Source organism: Pseudolactococcus yaeyamensis (genome assembly GCF_054658615.1).
The window spans coordinates 1-15988 of the sequence record NZ_BAAGGP010000069.1 but is presented as its reverse complement, the minus strand read 5'-3'; the positions used below and the strand labels follow the sequence as shown (position 1 = coordinate 15988).

General features: G+C 37.4%; 15 protein-coding genes, 8 tRNA genes, 1 rRNA gene and 2 pseudogenes. 23 read left to right on the top strand and 3 right to left on the bottom strand.

Features of this window, described 5'->3' with window-relative positions; genetic code table 11:
- Nucleotides 1-233 precede the first annotated feature (233 nt).
- Together ACYQ21_RS11755 and ACYQ21_RS11750 are read left to right on the top strand one after the other, a co-directional pair.
- A complete protein-coding gene (locus ACYQ21_RS11755; RefSeq protein ID WP_460058604.1) occupies nucleotides 234-566 on the top strand; it encodes a helix-turn-helix domain-containing protein in 333 nt (110 codons plus the stop codon).
- Entirely contained in the window at nucleotides 563-979 is a 417-nt protein-coding gene (locus ACYQ21_RS11750; protein ID WP_460058603.1) for an ImmA/IrrE family metallo-endopeptidase, read from the top strand. The genes ACYQ21_RS11755 and ACYQ21_RS11750 overlap by 4 nt, the downstream gene beginning before the upstream one ends.
- A 256-nt stretch (nucleotides 980-1235) precedes the next feature.
- Here ACYQ21_RS11750 and ACYQ21_RS11745 read toward each other — a convergent pair whose 3' ends face one another.
- Nucleotides 1236-2135, bottom strand: a complete 900-nt coding sequence (locus ACYQ21_RS11745) for a WxL protein host-binding domain-containing protein (RefSeq protein WP_460058602.1) — start codon at nucleotides 2133-2135, stop codon at nucleotides 1236-1238.
- 298 nt (nucleotides 2136-2433) lie between these two features.
- Here ACYQ21_RS11745 and ACYQ21_RS11740 point away from each other — a divergent pair, with 298 nt between their 5' ends.
- The 21 genes and pseudogenes from ACYQ21_RS11740 to ACYQ21_RS11640 form a co-directional block, all read left to right on the top strand.
- A complete protein-coding gene (locus ACYQ21_RS11740) occupies nucleotides 2434-2694 on the top strand; it encodes an RNA-binding S4 domain-containing protein (protein ID WP_460058601.1) in 261 nt (86 codons plus the stop codon).
- 107 nt (nucleotides 2695-2801) lie between these two features.
- Complete coding sequence (locus tag ACYQ21_RS11735) at nucleotides 2802-3188, top strand: FtsB family cell division protein (RefSeq protein ID WP_460058600.1); 387 nt, start codon at nucleotides 2802-2804, stop codon at nucleotides 3186-3188.
- A complete protein-coding gene (locus tag ACYQ21_RS11730; RefSeq protein WP_460058599.1) occupies nucleotides 3188-3514 on the top strand; it encodes a hypothetical protein in 327 nt (108 codons plus the stop codon). Before ACYQ21_RS11735 ends, ACYQ21_RS11730 begins: the two co-directional genes overlap by 1 nt.
- Nucleotides 3514-4953 (top strand): 4-hydroxyphenylacetate 3-hydroxylase N-terminal domain-containing protein, encoded by a 1440-nt coding sequence (locus ACYQ21_RS11725; protein WP_460058598.1) that lies wholly within the window; start codon nucleotides 3514-3516, stop codon nucleotides 4951-4953. The genes ACYQ21_RS11730 and ACYQ21_RS11725 overlap by 1 nt, the downstream gene beginning before the upstream one ends.
- Nucleotides 4931-6250 carry a serine hydrolase gene (locus ACYQ21_RS11720; RefSeq protein WP_460058597.1) on the top strand — a complete coding sequence of 440 codons (1320 nt, stop codon included), beginning with the start codon at nucleotides 4931-4933 and terminating at the stop codon, nucleotides 6248-6250. Before ACYQ21_RS11725 ends, ACYQ21_RS11720 begins: the two co-directional genes overlap by 23 nt.
- The gene (gene tilS, locus ACYQ21_RS11715; RefSeq protein ID WP_460058596.1) at nucleotides 6247-7485 is read left to right on the top strand and encodes a tRNA lysidine(34) synthetase TilS; all 1239 of its coding nucleotides are present in this window, start codon (nucleotides 6247-6249) and stop codon (nucleotides 7483-7485) included. Before ACYQ21_RS11720 ends, tilS begins: the two co-directional genes overlap by 4 nt.
- Nucleotides 7486-7494: 9 nt before the next feature.
- A complete protein-coding gene (gene hpt / locus ACYQ21_RS11710; RefSeq protein WP_460058595.1) occupies nucleotides 7495-8043 on the top strand; it encodes a hypoxanthine phosphoribosyltransferase in 549 nt (182 codons plus the stop codon).
- 148 nt (nucleotides 8044-8191) lie between these two features.
- Nucleotides 8192-10234 carry an ATP-dependent zinc metalloprotease FtsH gene (ftsH, locus tag ACYQ21_RS11705; protein ID WP_460058605.1) on the top strand — a complete coding sequence of 681 codons (2043 nt, stop codon included), beginning with the start codon at nucleotides 8192-8194 and terminating at the stop codon, nucleotides 10232-10234.
- A 79-nt stretch (nucleotides 10235-10313) separates the two neighbouring features.
- A complete protein-coding gene (locus tag ACYQ21_RS11700; protein ID WP_460058594.1) occupies nucleotides 10314-11027 on the top strand; it encodes an MORN repeat-containing protein in 714 nt (237 codons plus the stop codon).
- Nucleotides 11024-12904, top strand: coding sequence for an acyltransferase family protein (locus ACYQ21_RS11695; RefSeq protein WP_460058593.1), 1881 nt, complete (start codon nucleotides 11024-11026; stop codon nucleotides 12902-12904). Before ACYQ21_RS11700 ends, ACYQ21_RS11695 begins: the two co-directional genes overlap by 4 nt.
- 79 nt (nucleotides 12905-12983) lie before the next feature.
- Nucleotides 12984-13748 (top strand): LysM peptidoglycan-binding domain-containing protein, encoded by a 765-nt coding sequence (locus ACYQ21_RS11690; protein WP_460058592.1) that lies wholly within the window; start codon nucleotides 12984-12986, stop codon nucleotides 13746-13748.
- A gap of 137 nt (nucleotides 13749-13885) precedes the next feature.
- Nucleotides 13886-13957: transfer RNA gene (locus tag ACYQ21_RS11685), tRNA-Glu, on the top strand.
- A 6-nt stretch (nucleotides 13958-13963) separates the two neighbouring features.
- Nucleotides 13964-14053, top strand: a tRNA-Ser gene (locus ACYQ21_RS11680).
- Nucleotides 14054-14087: 34 nt separating this feature from the next.
- Nucleotides 14088-14161, top strand: a tRNA-Met gene (locus ACYQ21_RS11675).
- A 14-nt stretch (nucleotides 14162-14175) separates the two neighbouring features.
- Nucleotides 14176-14248 (top strand) — tRNA-Asp (locus ACYQ21_RS11670).
- A gap of 53 nt (nucleotides 14249-14301) precedes the next feature.
- Nucleotides 14302-14374 (top strand) — tRNA-Phe (locus ACYQ21_RS11665).
- 27 nt (nucleotides 14375-14401) lie between these two features.
- Nucleotides 14402-14472 (top strand) — tRNA-Gly (locus ACYQ21_RS11660).
- Between the two features lie 46 nt (nucleotides 14473-14518).
- A tRNA-Ile gene (locus ACYQ21_RS11655) sits at nucleotides 14519-14592 on the top strand.
- 26 nt (nucleotides 14593-14618) lie between these two features.
- A 5S ribosomal RNA gene (gene rrf / locus ACYQ21_RS11650) occupies nucleotides 14619-14734 on the top strand.
- A gap of 93 nt (nucleotides 14735-14827) precedes the next feature.
- A tRNA-Asn gene (locus ACYQ21_RS11645) sits at nucleotides 14828-14901 on the top strand.
- 175 nt (nucleotides 14902-15076) lie between these two features.
- Nucleotides 15077-15214: pseudogene (locus ACYQ21_RS11640) on the top strand (transposase); the annotation flags it as partial.
- 180 nt (nucleotides 15215-15394) lie between these two features.
- Here the strand turns inward: ACYQ21_RS11640 and ACYQ21_RS11635 are convergent.
- Both ACYQ21_RS11635 and ACYQ21_RS11630 read right to left on the bottom strand, forming a co-directional pair.
- Nucleotides 15395-15643 (bottom strand): annotated as a pseudogene (locus ACYQ21_RS11635) (transposase); the annotation flags it as partial.
- A gap of 24 nt (nucleotides 15644-15667) precedes the next feature.
- Nucleotides 15668-15988 (bottom strand): transposase (locus ACYQ21_RS11630; protein ID WP_460058591.1); only part of this gene is annotated, 321 nt, incomplete at its 5' end.

Here is a 15988-nt window from a genome sequence, read left to right as displayed (position 1 = left end):
ATATATATCATTGTATAAATCAGATGTTTTGTATTTGATTTTTCAAGCAATGTATTTGAGCTATCAGCCTATCATTTTTTTATTCAATCTGTAAATTGAATTTTTATTTGGTGGGCTTTTAGTTCAAGAATCATAAGGACAAATGTCCTACAAGAATAATTATAGGACATTTGTCCTATTCCGTCAAGCGTTTTTTGAAATAAATTTAAATTTATTTTCTGGAGGAAAAGAAAATGTTGCCTGAAAGACTGAAAACACTACGTTTAGAAGCTAAACTTACTCAAAAAGAAATTTCTGAAAAACTCGGTTTTGACCAAAAAAGCTACTCATTTTGGGAAAATGGAAAAAGAAAACCTAAAAACGTACAACAGCTTGCTGATTTTTTTGATGTTTCAGTTGATTATCTTTTAGGCAATACTGATGAAAAAAATCCCTCAAAATTTGGCGATGATATTGACCTATATGAAATCATAGATAATGGTCGTGGTTTCAATGGTAAAGAGCCAACTGAAGAAGAACGAGAAGAAATGAAACGAGTACTTCAGGAGTATCTCGAAAATCTATGATTGAAAAGGTTAAACGAAAAGCACATGAATTAGGTGCAATAATCTTGTACTGCAATATTCCTAAACAATTAGGTCGCCTTACTTACTATGGCGATAAACCATATATTTTCGTTCATTCTAAACTATCCGAAGAACGACAAGTACAGGTTATCTTACATGAATTAAAGCACATTGAACGTGGCGACATTGATAATTGCACATATAACATGACTTTTTCAGCTAAAAGCAAAATTGAACATGAAACAGATTTTAATAGTCTACTTGAATGGTTTGACCTTGTTCAAATTGAAGAAGAAATTCCAGAAAATTTGAATTATGTGCAGTATGCAGAATGTCTTGGATTTTCTCATAACGTTGAATTGGTTCGTGAAGTCATAGAGTATAAATTGAACAGCAAAAATAAATTTTATTAAATACAAACGTTTTCAAATATAAAGTAAAGTCCGCCAATTTTCACTGGTGGACTTTATTTTGTATTCAACTAATGACCTTTAATTATTTTGGTTAGTTTTATGGTTAGTTTTTGATTTTATGATTTTTTTGAGCACCTTTAAAGCCTTTTATTTAAAGGGTTTGTAAAGAAAAGTCGGTACACGCTAACAAATTAACTGCAAAAAAACAACCATCGTGTGCCAATGGTTGTGGTGATGTGTCGTATGTTATAGTCGATTATTTTTTTGAATAAAACGAAATTGAAGAAAGATTGTCAAAATAAGTAATAAGTAAGATGAATAGAACATTAACAGCGTAAAAAGTTTTTGAGTCTGTCCCTTTATGAATTGGCTGTCCTTTACCGTTTAGCAGATTAATTTTTGAGTTTGAAAGTTTAAACTGACTTTCAAGTTGCCAAGTTCGACTAATCGTTTGAATAGATGTTATGGTGGAATAGGTGCCAACTTTGAATTTTTCAGGAACAGGAATTAAAATTTCAATTTTACTATTAGGGGCAATGTGACTAAATTGATGGGAATCAACTTCTTTAGTCGCTTGACTCAATATATAACTGTCAATTAAAACATTGTTTAGCCAAGCATTACTGTCATTTTTGATTAAGAGTCGGATGAAGCATTTCTTGTCAAGTATGATGGCCTCAGATTTTTCAATGATAATATTTTCAGTATCTTTATTATCATTTTTTCGAACATTGACCATGTAAGTGATAGTTTGATCACCCTGACAAAAGAGGATGGCGTTGGCAATTTCGCCATCAAAATCAATTTTAAAGGCTTCGGATTTATAATTAATCGTAATATCTTGGCTACCTTTTGGGGGTAATGTGATGGTTGTAGGTGCACTTAAAAAAGTATTGCAATCAGAAAAAATCCGATTTCCTTCACTATCAAGACCAAGCATTGCTGTTTTGATACTAATGTTAATCAAACGATCAGAATTATTCTGTAAATTAAAATTCAAAGCTTGATGTGCATGATATTTAGCAGAAATGGTTTGGTTTATCACTGACTGATCCCCTTCTAAAATGGGGGTGACCGTGAAATCAACTTCATCAGCAATGGTTTTAGTGGTAAAAAAACTTACCATTATAACGAATAGTGTTAGTATATTTTTCATATTTTCATTTTATTTGAGGAGTCATATTTATGATGAATCGTTATTTTAATATAGATATTTCAATCAATTTACTTTGATATTATAGCGCATAAATGATGATATCAAGCATTATTAAAATGGCATTCCACTATCAAATTATATCACATTTGAAGACATTTAAGAAATTCTATACTAAAAAAACGAGACATTATTACTTAATATTAAAAACAGAGTTAATACAAATAGAATAAAAAAATGTCTAGCTATAAAAAATTCATAAGGTATACAAGCTAACGGCTTTTGTGGTATAATAAGGGCTATGAGATTAGACAAATATTTAAAAGTTTCGCGAATTATAAAACGTCGAACTGTAGCAAAAGAAGTTGCGGATAAAGGGCGGATAAAATTGAATGGTATTCTGGCTAAAAGTTCCTCAGACATTAAGCATCAAGATGTTTTAACGATTACTTTTGGTAATAAAATTTTAGAAGTCCGAGTCCTTGATATTAAAGATTCCACTAAAAAAGAAGATGCGAATAAGATGTATGAAATCTTGTCAGAAACGCGTGTAAATTCTTAATTGTCTGGGAATTAGTTTAGAACATTTAGGACATCAAAAATAATTAAAGTAGGTTGCGACAGACACCGAGAGGAAAAGGGTCATTTGTAGGAGTAAGAAGGGGTAGTATGGAGAATCAAAAAAAAATTGTTCGATTGAATAATGAGTTTACAACGCAACAATTGAATCAAATTGAGACAACGCAACAACAGGTACCCAAACGCCGTTATTTGGGTTTGATTTTGGTGGCTGTCATTTTGGTTATGGTTTTGCCAACAATTAATCTAGTCAAATCGTATCAAACTTTGCAAAATCGATTGGCGTTGAAGTCAGAGTATGAAAAAAAATCTGTTGCTTTAGACAAGCAACTGGCCATTGAAAAAGCGGACATCGTTAAACTTAAGGATCCTGTTTTTATAGAAAAGTATGCACGTTTGAGATATTATTCAAAAGATGGTGAAATTGTATTTTTAATTCCGGAATTGTCAGATGGTGGGGTCACAAAGATAAAATGATGGGTCGGGTTAAAGCCGTTTCTCGTTTTGGACTATTTGTCACATTTTTGGCTTCTGAATTATCATCTGAGGAACGTGTGTCTCTTGAAATTGAAGTAGATAATCTTCTGTTGACAGGCTTGTTACGATGGGTAGATATTCCTCAAGGAGAAAAATTTCAGAGAAATGATAGCCTGACAGTTGTAGTGAAAGAGATTCAAGCCGATGGTAAGATTGATTTGAACATAATGCTAGAAGACTTTTGTGACAAATATGACAAGATACTTGCTAGAACTGGGGAACTCTTGCAAGTATTGCAGGTTCAAAATCAAAAAGGAAGCAAGTAATGACGACAAAAAATGGGCAACTCAATGATGGGCGTGAGGTTTACTTAAATGGACAGCATATCACTGATATGGCAAGTGAGCCAGTATTTTCTAAAACCTTAGCAGTCATTCAACGCTACTACGATTTGCAAAATGAGAATAAGAATCATACCTTTTTTAATGGCGAGATTGAAACATCGGTCATGTTTTTGACACCTAAAACGATTGAGGATTTAGGTATAAAGCGCCAGATTTATGAAGAAGTTGCGCGTGAATCCTATGGTATGTTAGGACGGACACCAGATTTTATCAATGCAGGTGTTGCTGTTTTGGGCAGCTATGCTGATAGGTTAGGTGCGCAAGGCAAGATTGATTTTGCTTCTAATGCGAAAAAATGGGCCAATCATGTCAAATTTGATGATGTTTTTGTCAGTCATGCCATTCAAAATCCACAATTAGATCGCCAAAAAAACTTATCTCAACTATTGGCCGAAGGACAGGAGTTTGCTGGTGTTTGGATCAAAGAAACGAGAGAAGATGGTGTGATTGTTAGGGGAGCTAAACAGGTTAACACACTAGCGCCACTTGCGGATGAATTATTAATTTTTAACCTCCCAGACTTAAAACCAGCGGATCAAAAATTTGCCGTGGCTTTTGTGCTCCCTATCGCAACATCTGGTGTAAAAGTCATCTGTCGGAAGCCGATGATGACGGACGATCAATCACTAGCAGATTATCCATTGTCTCAGGCTTTTGATGAGATGGATGCCTTCCTTCTTTTTGATGATGTTTTTGTACCTAATGAAGCTTTGTTTGTTTGTGGCGACGTGGCGCAGTCTAACGCCTTCTTTGAAGCAAGTGGTTTATTTAATCATACAGCGCATCAAGATGAAGTTCGTGGTTTTGTCAAGTTAGAGTTTGTGACAGGGATTGCTGTTCGTCTCGCGCACCAGCTAGGTTTGTTTGACTTTCAGCGTGTTCAAGAAAAGTTAGGTGAGCTATCTGTTAATTTGGAATTGATTCGGTCATGTATTATTGCCAGTGAGGTCACAGGCAAGATGCAAAAAGGTGTTTTCACACCCAATATGCAAACGCTACTCGCCGTTCGTGCTAAATTGACGACTTATTATGATGAGGCCTTGCGAGTCATCGCTGAATTTTCAGCAGGCTCAGCAGTTGGTGTGCCTGATTTTCGAGCGTTTAGTAATCCAGATATCGCAGAGATGCTAGAATCGGCCTTGACTAGTGAGTTGATGTCTGCAGAAGAGCGGATGCTTTTATTGAATCTTGCTTGGGATATCACGAGTGAGGCTTTTGGACAGCGTCAACGTGTTTATGAATTTCTACATGGTGGCAATCCGATGTTTATCTATTTACAACATCTTAGACATACAGATTTAGCACAAGCGAACCAGATGCTTGATAAGGTTTTAGACAATGCAAGAAATGGTAAAAAATAAGAAAAATTATCTTTTATTGCAATGGCTGGTTTTTGCGGCAATGGTCCTACCAGCCTTTTTCACTTTTCCTGAAAAAACAGATATTGTCAACTCACAAACTTATACACCTAAGCTATTATCAGATAAGGCTGAGCTATCAAGATGGTCAGAGATGCCCAAAAGAGCAGTCACTTTGAAGGAAATTCAGAGTTATACGGATGCAAATTTGCAGATTAAGGCGAAGAAAATTCCTGCTAAAACACATTTAATGTTGAGTAGTTTGGAACCACAATCACTGAGATTGTTAGACGGAACCTTTGTCTCTAACAACAAAAATGAGATTGGATCTGATGTTATCCTAACAACAGAGATAGTGAGTCAACCGCTTTATGTCATACAAGATGTCAATGTACTTTATACACCGTTGACAACTTTCGATACACAAGTTTACAGTAAGTTGATGAAAGGTAATAAAGTTTTAACCTCTAAAAAAGCAACAACACATTGGGGGATTTATTATCAAGTTGCTTTCGAAGGTGGTAAGACTGGATGGATAGATAGCCAGTCGGCTACTTTTAAAAATCCTAAATTGGATCGAGTTCAGACTTTATTAAATCAAAAATATCAACAAACGAGCTATTCAATATATGTCAAGCAACTTGATAGTGTTTTTACAGCAGGTGTCAACCAAACACAAAAAATGTATTCAGCCAGCTTAAGTAAATTACCTATTTTATATTGGACTCAAAAGCAGATTAATGCTGGAAATGCTAGTCTGGGAGATAGTTTGGCTTACAATGAATTAGTCAACGGTTGGCAAGGCGCCTTTAAAACAGAAGGTACTGGCTTTTTGCCTAAAACAGCAGACTATCAATCTTACAGTTTGTTGGACTTGATTAATCGAACAGCTAAAGATTCTGATAATGTGGCAAGTAATATGTTGGCTTATTATGAAACGGATAAATTTTCGGAAAGCTATCAGTCCGAAATTACCAAAGTCGCAGGACAGCCTTGGAATCCTATTGAACGTGAGGCCTCATCTGAAATGGTTGGTCGTGTCCTTGAAGCACTTTATTATGAAGGAGGTGCTGGCTATAATTCACTGATTGGTACGGATTATGATACAGAACGAATTCCTGCCAAACTACCGAAATCAGTTCAAGTGGCTCATAAAATCGGTACAGCAGATGAATTTAATCACGACGCTGCCTTAATTTTTGCATCAGAGCCTTACATCTTAGTGATTGAAACAAGTCACGATGCTGATAATGAAGAACTGGCAAATATTTCTCAAGCCATCTATGAGGTAATGAAATGACGCCTTACGAGAAATTTGTAAAAATAACTGATGAGCAGCAGTATTTTGAGCAACATCAAGAAGTTTTAGTTGCTTTATCAGGTGGTTTAGACTCCATGACCCTTTTTAATTGGCTTTATCAAGCTAGGGAGTTGCTTAATATTTCTTTATCGGTTGCGCATATTAACCATCAGCAACGGTCTGTATCTGATGATGAGGCAAAGGCTTTGCAAGAAAAGATGGCTGATTTAGGAGTTCCTTTTCATACAGCCAATTTTGTTGGAGCATTTTCGGAAGAAAAGGCACGTCATTTCCGTTATGATTTTTTTGAAAGTATCATGATCAAACATCATTTGACCGCTTTAGTGACAGCGCATCATAAGGATGATTTGACGGAAAATTTTCTGATTCGTCAAATTCGTGGCTCACGATTGCGTCATTTAACGGGCATGCAAACAGTTCAACCATTTGGTAAGGGGCAACAAGATCTAGCTTTGATTCGCCCACTCTTAACTTTTGAAAAGTATGAATTTGATGCCACTGACTATTTTGAAGATACATCTAATGCAGAGAATCATTATTTGAGGAATCGGGTGCGCAATCTTTATTTACCAGCATTTGAAGAAGAAAACCCACGATTTTCTGAAAATCTGGCTAGTCTGACAGACGAGATTCAAAAAGCCATGTCAATTGTGACTTATAGCGCTCGTGCTTATGCAGCTACTGAAAAAATAGAGTTGATTAAGTTTTTTCGAGAGATTGATGATTTACAGTATTTTATTTTACAGGGGTATATCGCTAAATTCCCTACTCTCAAAGTCTCAAAAGCTCAGTTTGATGAATTGTTACACATTATCAGACGTGAAGGGCAATATTTTCATGCGATTTCAAATGATTACAACTTTGTCAAAGATCGCGACCATTTTTACATTGAAGAAAGAACTAAGGCAACAGAGTTTGAGACGGCATTAACCCCCTACTCTACTGGTGATTTTCAAGAAATCGATTTGCCAACAACAGGACAGATTGTGATTAGAAAGCGGCAACCAGGGGATCGGATTCGGGTTAATGGAATTGATAAAAAACTTCGACGATACTTCATTGACAATAAAGTTGCGCTTAAAAAACGCAGTAATCCTGTGATTGTTGTAGGGGATGTTGTTTACGGTGTGTTAGATGTCGTGACTGCAGATTTGAGTAAATCGTTGAAACATGATAAAATGAAAAGAACACTTTATTATAGGGAAAAGAGATAAGAAGACGATATGTTAGAAAAAACGATCGAGAAAATTTTAGTGACCGAAGCTGAAATTTGTGCGAAATCACAGGAATTGGGTCAAATTTTAACAGCGGCATATGCAGATAAAAATCCGTTGATGATAGCGATTTTGAAAGGATCAGTTCCTTTTTTCGCAGAATTGACAAAACGGATTGATGCGCATATTGAGATGGATTTCATGGTCGTGTCAAGCTATCATGGTGGGATGTCATCGTCTGGTGAAGTGAAGATGATTAAGGATTTGGATACGTCTGTTGAAGGTCGTGATATCGTGATTGTTGAAGATATTATTGATACCGGACGAACGCTCTTATATTTAAAAGAACTATTGTTGTATCGTAAAGCGAATTCAGTTAAAATCGTTACCTTGGTGGATAAACCTGAAGGTCGTGTGGTTAATATTGAAGCGGATTATGTCGGCTTTACCTTACCGAATGAATTTTTAGTTGGTTTTGGTCTGGATTACGATGAACATTATCGGAATTTGCCTTACATCGGCATTCTTAAGGAAGAAATTTATAAAACTAAAGGTTAGTCGATTAGATTTAGCTGAAATAGCTATTTCAAAAAGGTTAATATCAGTCTTAAGTCTGATATTAACCAAACCTGATATTTGGAGATAGACATTTTTGGAAAAATTTGTCATAATATCTGATATCAAACAAAATTTAGACAAGGATTCTATGAATAATAAAAATAAAAACAGTGGTTTCATCAAAAACTCTTTTCTATGGGTGATTTTGGCAATCATTGCAGTTGTCGGATTCCAATATTTTTTCAAGGGGGTTAGCAATGAAACCGTTGATAAAATCAGCTATACAACCCTAGTTAAAAAACTAAAAACAGGCGAGATCAAAGAATTCTCTTATCAGCCGAATTCGTCATTGATTTCAGTGAGTGGGGAGTATAAAAAAGCTAAAAAGGTCAAATCGAAAACAAACTTTTCTTTGATTGCTAACCCCTCGGTAGAAGTTAAGAAATTTACAAGTTTAATTTTGCCAACAGACACCACGATTAGCGAGTTGCAAAAAATTGCAGACAAAGAAAAAGTTAAAGTTTCTGTCAAACCAGAAGCGTCTAATGGTGTTTGGTTGACACTTCTAGGGTCTTGGTTACCTCTTCTACTCATGATTGGTTTCCTTTACATGATGATGGGCGGTATGCGAGGTGGCGGTGCTAATGGCGGTGGTAATCCGATGAGCTTCGGTAAATCACGTGCTAAAGAGCAAGACAAGAAAACGGTTAAAGTCCGTTTCGCTGATGTTGCAGGTGCTGATGAAGAAAAACAAGAACTTGTCGAAGTTGTTGATTTCCTGAAAAATCCTAAAAAATATCATGATTTAGGTGCGCGTATTCCAGCAGGTGTCCTTCTTGAAGGCCCTCCAGGAACCGGTAAAACTTTACTTGCTAAAGCTGTTGCTGGTGAAGCTGCGGTACCGTTTTTCTCAATTTCTGGTTCAGACTTTGTGGAAATGTTTGTCGGTGTCGGTGCATCACGTGTCCGTGACCTTTTTGAAAATGCTAAAAAGAACGCCCCAGCTATTGTCTTTATTGATGAGATTGATGCTGTGGGTCGCCAACGTGGTGCCGGTATGGGCGGTGGTAATGACGAGCGCGAACAAACCCTTAACCAACTCCTAGTCGAGATGGATGGGTTTAACGAAAGTAACAATGCTGTGATTGTCATTGCAGCGACTAACCGTTCTGATGTTCTCGATCCAGCCTTGTTACGTCCGGGTCGTTTTGACCGTAAAGTGCTCGTTGGTGCGCCAGATGTTAAAGGTCGTGAAGCGGTACTGAAAGTTCACGCTAAAAATAAACCTTTGGCTGATGACGTTGATTTGAAAGTTGTTGCCCAACAAACACCAGGTTTCGTTGGTGCGGATTTGGAAAATGTCCTTAATGAAGCAGCGCTCGTTGCGGCAAGACGTAACAAGTCAGTGATTGATGCCTCTGATATTGATGAGGCAGAAGACCGCGTGATTGCAGGTCCAGCTAAGAAAGACAAACGGATTTCTGAGCGTGAACGTGAAATGGTGGCTTACCATGAGGCGGGGCATACAATCGTTGGCCTTGTCCTGTCAAATGCTAGTTTTGTCCACAAGGTAACGATTGTCCCGCGTGGTCGTGCTGGTGGTTACATGATTTCTTTACCAAAAGAAGATCAATTCTTATTGTCTAAAGAAGATATGCAGGAACGTCTGGCAGGTCTTATGGGGGGGCGAACTGCTGAAGAAATCATTTTTAATGCCATTACAACAGGTGCTTCAAATGACTTTGAACAGGCTACTCAACTCGCGCGTAGTATGGTAACACAGTATGGTATGTCTGAAAGACTAGGTACTGTGACACTGGAAGGAAATTCACAAGCAGTCTTTATCGGTCGTGACTATGGTCAAACTAAAGGTTATAGTGAATACACGGCGCAAGCCATTGATGAAGAAGTACGTAGCATCATTAATGAAGCGCATGAAACTGCTCGTCAAATCATTGAAAGTCATCGTGAACAACACAAGGCAATTGCGCTTGCTTTACTTGAACATGAGACTTTGGATGCTCGTCAAATCAAGTCTTTATTTGAAACAGGTCAAATGCCTTCTGATACAGTATTTGAATTTGAGGAGACTGAACCAGCAGATTTTGAACAAACTTTAAAAGCAGCTAACGAGCCAAAAGTTGACAATTTAGATGATGATTTAAACAAAATTGAAAATCAAGATAATTAATGAAAATCAGGTCGGAACGCCTGATTTTTTGTGATTTGTGATATAATGTTAGTTAATAAACTGAGAGAAGAAACATAAATTGGCTCAAACATTCAAGGAAAAATTGGCAGAACTTGAAGCTAAACGTCGTTTTGAGCATGAAGAGACGCTGAAGATTGATTCAGCCACTTCTGACACCTCTGGATTTTCCGAAGCGCCTTTGGTACAAAATGATGTTGAAGTAGCAATACCGACACAAACAACACCTAAAATAAAAATCAAAAAATTAACGCTGGCAATTTTTGTCAGCCTTTTCGTCATTGTCATTGCTCAAATTTATGCACTAGGGGATTTCAGTTTGACGCGGCAAGTCTCTCAAAAGTCGTTGGACAAAAAATTTACCTACCAAGGTGGAATGAAGAATGGTCGTTTCTCTGGTGAAGCGACGATTACCGATAGTTCAGGTAACGCATTGAAAGCACAATTTAAGGCTGGAAAAATGATTGGATCTTTGACTTACAATAAAAATAATGCTTATGTTGTCACAGAAAAAGATGCTAAAGTAACGATTACCTTAGTGGACAAGTCAGTCGTTCATCAAGCAGCAGGTCAATATTCTTTTAATGGTAGCATTTTTTCCTATGAAGGGGCTTGGCGGTTTGCTGGCATTTGGCAAGGCAAGATGCATTTTGCCAATGGTGCGAGCTATGAAGGGTCGTGGAAAAACGGTTTACCGGATGGTAAAGGAACCTATACACCAATTGTAGGTACGCCTATTACAGGTGATTTTAAGATGGGAGAGTTTGAAAAATGAAAATTAAATGGTTTTCCCTAATTCGAATTTTGGGTCTGGTGACTGTTCTAGGCTATCATTTTTTTGTTAAGTCTTTCCCCGGTGGCTTTATTGGTGTTGATATTTTCTTTGTATTTTCGGGATATCTGATTACTGCTCTCTTTTTTATCGAGCTTGAAAAATCTGGTAGTTTTACATTATTGACCTACTATAAACGTCGTTTTATCAGGATTTTTCCGCCATTGGTCATCATGATTGTAACGACATTACCGTTTACGTTATTATTGCCGTCTGATTTTCGGGCTAACCTAGCTAAGCAAGTGGCTGCTGCCATAGGTTTTGTGACGAATCGGTTTGAAATACAGTCAGGTTTATCATATGAAGCACAGCAAACACCACAGTTATATATCCATACTTGGACGCTATCTTTGGAATTTCTTTTTTATCTGATTTGGGGTGGTTTGCTGTTTATTTTGGTTTTTTGGTTAAAAAAACAAGGCTATACAGGTAAAAAGTTATTAGGGCAAACGCGTTTTATTGTGTTTGTACTTGCTGTGCTAGCGAGTATAGCATCTATTATTTACCTTGAAGTGACTTTTGACCCTAAATATTTAAGCTATAGTTACTTTGCTTTTGCCAGTCATGCTTATCCCTTTTTTATCGGTGCGACGGTTGCGACTGTTGTTGGCATGCGAATTAGTAATAAACAACAAGCGCATTTTATAGCCTATCCAGTTAAGAAAATGTGGCTTTGGATAGGTATTCCAATTTTCATTTTATTACTTTTAAGTTTATTTGGTAAATTTGAGAGTAGCTGGACAATTCGAACCAATCTGATTTTGACAAGTATCCTAACAGCAATTTTAATTGTTCAATTTAGAATGTTGCACGAACGGACAATTCGGCCTGACCCTAAAATTTTAACAGTGCTTGCGGATACTTCTTATAGTATTTATCTTTTTCACTGGCCGGTTTGGCTAATCATTTCTCATTTTGTATCTCAAGTTTTATTGGCGGGTGTCTTGAGTTTTATCGTTTCATTTACAGCTTCAGCTGTAGTCTACTACGGTGTTGAACCTTATTTCCATGGTAAGCAGCCGATGAAATGGATGATGAGTAAGTCGTTTTATGCTAGCTTGGGTGTAATAGTTTTGGTGGGCTTGAGTGTGGTGCTTACTGCGCCTGCGATTTCCAAAACTGAGCGGAGTCTTCATGAAGCAGCGATTAGCGAAGCTATGGTGTCGCTTGATCACAAAGGTCAGTTAAGTCAAAACCTTTATGATGTTGGCAATAATATCAATGCCAATACGAGTTGGTACAATCCAACAGTAGGTTTTAATACGAGTGCAGATATGCGACTGAAACAAAGTACGGCGCTATCAGATAAAATTTTAAATAGTTCTCAGACCGTTTTAGGAGACTCTGTGATGGTTGGTGTCGTACCTTATCTGTCAATGATTTTACCAGATGCAGATGTTGAGGCACAAGTTGGCTTGAATCTGGATACTATTCTTAATTTATTTGAAAAACAGGTTAAAGCTGGAACACTTGGCAAGTATGTCGTCATTTCAGCTGGTGCAAATGTGACCAATGAGATGACAGCAGATATCCAAAAGATGATTGATAGGGCACCCAAAGGGACGAGACTAGTTTTTGTTACCCCTTACGATGGAAAAAATAAAGTTGTTTTAAATGAATTTAGTAGCTATCTGAAATCACTTCCAAACAAATATCCATGGGTAGCAGTAGCGGATTGGGCAGGATATATTGAACCGCAAGATGAACGGCTTTGGGCAGATAAGATTCATTTTGCCGGTAAGCAAGATGTTGCGGTAGATTATCTCAATCTTTTGGCACAAAGTTTGAATGAAGTCGCTAAAAAAAAGGGCAAGTCATAAAGTTACAAAAAGATGACGAGAGTATGAAGAGTTTGTTACGAGACTTTTTTGATTGAAATTCATGTTATAATTAGCTAATATGCGAAAATATAAAAGAAATGATTTTAAAACATCACATAAAATAATATTTACAACTTTAAGCCTCATTGGGATGATAGGTTTAACATTTGGTATCTCAGTTTTTTTCATTTTAGGAAATGAAAGCAGTACTCAGGCTGATATGACAAATTCTGAAGCAGAAACAGTGGCTCAAAATAAAATTGCAACCGTAATTTCACAAGTTAGTCCTAAGCCAACAACATCGAATTTAGAGCATGCTGAGTCAGGTAAATCTAGCGAAATAAGTGATCAAGTGAGTTATAGTGTTCGCGAAGGAGACACATTGAGCGCGATTGCTAGTCAATTTCAAGTGAGTATGACATCTATTGTGCAACAAAATGATTTGACTTCTTATGAAGCGATTTATGTTGGGCAAGTGTTGGTATTTTCAAAATCTTATTTTGTTAAAGAAGAAACAATGCCCTCTTTAGATGCTATTGAAGGTGAAACCCAAGATGTTTCAATCCATAATGGCAATAAAGTTGCTACTGGAGGCTTATCAGATGAAGAACGTGCTTATGTTTTGACACAACTTCAAACACGTACGGGGATTGATGCTCGCCAATGGGATTATATCATTTCACGGGAAAGTGGGTGGATTTCAACAATCAAAAATTCACTTGGCTATTATGGTTTGTTTCAATTAGCACCTAGTTATCCAGGTTATGATGGTGATGTGCAATCACAAATTGAGGGTGCAATTTATCTTTTTAATCATGGTGGTATGACTCACTGGGCTTTATAAGCAGGAAATTTGACGTTAAGTTTCAAAAAATTATAAAGTTTTTCAATTTTTTTGAAAAAAAATGCTTGACGGAATAGAATTAATACGATATAATTATTTTTGTTGCTGATTGAGACATCTCAATCGGTTTAAACCCGGGTCCGTTGGTCAAGGGGTTAAGACACCGCCTTTTCACGGCGGTATCACGGGTTCGAATCCCGTACGGACTATTTTATGGAGGATTACCCAAGTCTGGCTGAAGGGAACGGTCTTGAAAACCGTCAGGCGTGTAAAAGCGTGCTAGGGTTCGAATCCCTAATCCTCCTTTAGGAAACGACGAATTCCTAAACATAACATTATCGCGGGATGGAGCAGCTCGGTAGCTCGTCGGGCTCATAACCCGAAGGTCGTAGGTTCAAATCCTGCTCCCGCAATCATCAAATCAGTAGGTCCCGTAGTGTAGCGGTTATCACGTCGCCCTGTCACGGCGAAGATCGCGGGTTCAATTCCCGTCGGGACCGTTTAAAATACTTCTTAATAAGTATTTTAGTTATAACATTGAAGTAACAACATTGGCTCGGTAGCTCAGTTGGTAGAGCAATGGATTGAAGCTCCATGTGTCGGCGGTTCGATTCCGTCTCGCGCCATATTATGGTTAATCATAATGAATCTTTGCGGGTGTAGTTTAATGGTAGAACCTTAGCCTTCCAAGCTAACTACGCGAGTTCGATTCTCGTCACCCGCTTTACCATTTTTTTATTGAAAAAAATTAGGTTCCTAATTCTAAATTAGGGCGCATAGCTCAGCTGGTTAGAGCGCACGCCTGATAAGCGTGAGGTCGGTGGTTCGAGTCCACTTGTGCCCATTTGAAAATTTTATTTTCAAAATTAGTTTGGTGCTAATTGCATGAGAGATACACCTGTTCCCATGTCGAACACAGCAGTTAAGTCTCATTACGCCGGAAGTAGTTGGGGGTTGCCCCCTGTGAGATATGGTCGGTGCCAAGCGAATTCTGCTTTAGTTCAGTTGGCTTGAAGCATTGCTTCAAGGTTGCGGATGGGGAAAACGAAGTTTTCTACTACTCTACCAACTGAGATTATTCCGCTTTAGCTCAGTTGGTAGTAGCGCATGACTGTTAATCATGATGTCGCAAGTTCGAGTCTTGCAAGCGGAGCTAAGTAAACGTTGTCTGAGGACAGCGTTTTTTGTTATGGCTTTTAGCCAGTCGTCCCTTTAAGGACGACAAGAAAACCACCCGTTGAACGGGTGGCTAACCAGACTTATAGTCCCCATTTTCTTATTCCTAGTATAATAAGAGTGTTCAGGCTCTCAAAGAAAGGAATAAGAAAATGGCAAAATCTAGTTACAGTTTATCACATACAAAATGGATGTGCAAATACCACATCGTATTTACACCAAAATATAGACGGAAAGTCATTTATAATAAAGTCAGATCAGATTTAATTATCATTTTTAAACAATTATGTAGAGGCTGGGACAAAAGTCCACAGTCACTAAAATAAAAAGCAAGCTAATCCAATCAATTTTGATTGTTCTAGCCTGCTTTTTTTCTATATCCGACAGGTTACCATCAGTTTTCTGAGATTAATCGCCATCAAAGCTAAACCAATCTCCTGTCTAACCTTGTCTTTGCCTCTGACCGAAAATCAAGTGAAGCCCAAATTAGCCTTCAGACGTGCAAAGGCAGGCTCTACATCAATCTTACGTTTGCCGTAGAGTTTTCCTGTCTCTTTTTCTGAAAGCAATTGCTTAATATTTAATTTAAATGACTCCCACTTAGGATTGATTTGAAGTCGTCGGTTGTTGTCACTTTTAGCCCGAGTACATAGATGACGAACTGGACAGCCTTGACAATCTTCACATTCATAGATTTTCAAATCTCGTGTCAATCCATATTTATCTGTTCGGTGGCTCTCATATCAATAAGTCGCTTTCTGATGATTCGGGCAGATGAAGTGATCTTGTTCAGAATCATAAAACCAATTCGCTGTTTTAAAGGGATCTTTTCTAAATTTTCGTTTTTGTTCCTTTTCATAGGCATTATAGGTAATCAGAGGTGTTCGTTGATATTTATTTAAAACGGTTTGATAATTCTCTTCCCCACCATAGCCTGCATCTGCTACGATATACTCTGGAAGTTGTTGGTATTTATTTTGATAATGCGCTAAAAAGTCAGGTAAAGTTCTGGTATCAGTCGGATTGGGATAGACTTCATAGTCCAAAACATATTGATTTTCCGT

What these genes read in the sequence shown, in the direction of transcription:
- tilS (WP_460058596.1), top strand. Translation starts at nt 6,247, where the DNA reads ATGACGCCTTACGAGAAATTTGTAAAAATAACTGATGAGCAGCAGTAT.
- ACYQ21_RS11755 (WP_460058604.1), top strand. Translation starts at nt 234, where the DNA reads ATGTTGCCTGAAAGACTGAAAACACTACGTTTAGAAGCTAAACTTACT.
- ACYQ21_RS11690 (WP_460058592.1), top strand. Translation starts at nt 12,984, where the DNA reads ATGCGAAAATATAAAAGAAATGATTTTAAAACATCACATAAAATAATA.
- ACYQ21_RS11745 (WP_460058602.1), bottom strand. Translation starts at nt 2,135, where the DNA reads ATGAAAAATATACTAACACTATTCGTTATAATGGTAAGTTTTTTTACC.
- ACYQ21_RS11730 (WP_460058599.1), top strand. Translation starts at nt 3,188, where the DNA reads ATGGGTCGGGTTAAAGCCGTTTCTCGTTTTGGACTATTTGTCACATTT.
- ACYQ21_RS11740 (WP_460058601.1), top strand. Translation starts at nt 2,434, where the DNA reads ATGAGATTAGACAAATATTTAAAAGTTTCGCGAATTATAAAACGTCGA.
- ACYQ21_RS11695 (WP_460058593.1), top strand. Translation starts at nt 11,024, where the DNA reads ATGAAAATTAAATGGTTTTCCCTAATTCGAATTTTGGGTCTGGTGACT.
- ACYQ21_RS11720 (WP_460058597.1), top strand. Translation starts at nt 4,931, where the DNA reads ATGCAAGAAATGGTAAAAAATAAGAAAAATTATCTTTTATTGCAATGG.
- ACYQ21_RS11735 (WP_460058600.1), top strand. Translation starts at nt 2,802, where the DNA reads ATGGAGAATCAAAAAAAAATTGTTCGATTGAATAATGAGTTTACAACG.
- hpt (WP_460058595.1), top strand. Translation starts at nt 7,495, where the DNA reads ATGTTAGAAAAAACGATCGAGAAAATTTTAGTGACCGAAGCTGAAATT.
- ACYQ21_RS11750 (WP_460058603.1), top strand. Translation starts at nt 563, where the DNA reads ATGATTGAAAAGGTTAAACGAAAAGCACATGAATTAGGTGCAATAATC.
- ftsH (WP_460058605.1), top strand. Translation starts at nt 8,192, where the DNA reads ATGAATAATAAAAATAAAAACAGTGGTTTCATCAAAAACTCTTTTCTA.
- ACYQ21_RS11725 (WP_460058598.1), top strand. Translation starts at nt 3,514, where the DNA reads ATGACGACAAAAAATGGGCAACTCAATGATGGGCGTGAGGTTTACTTA.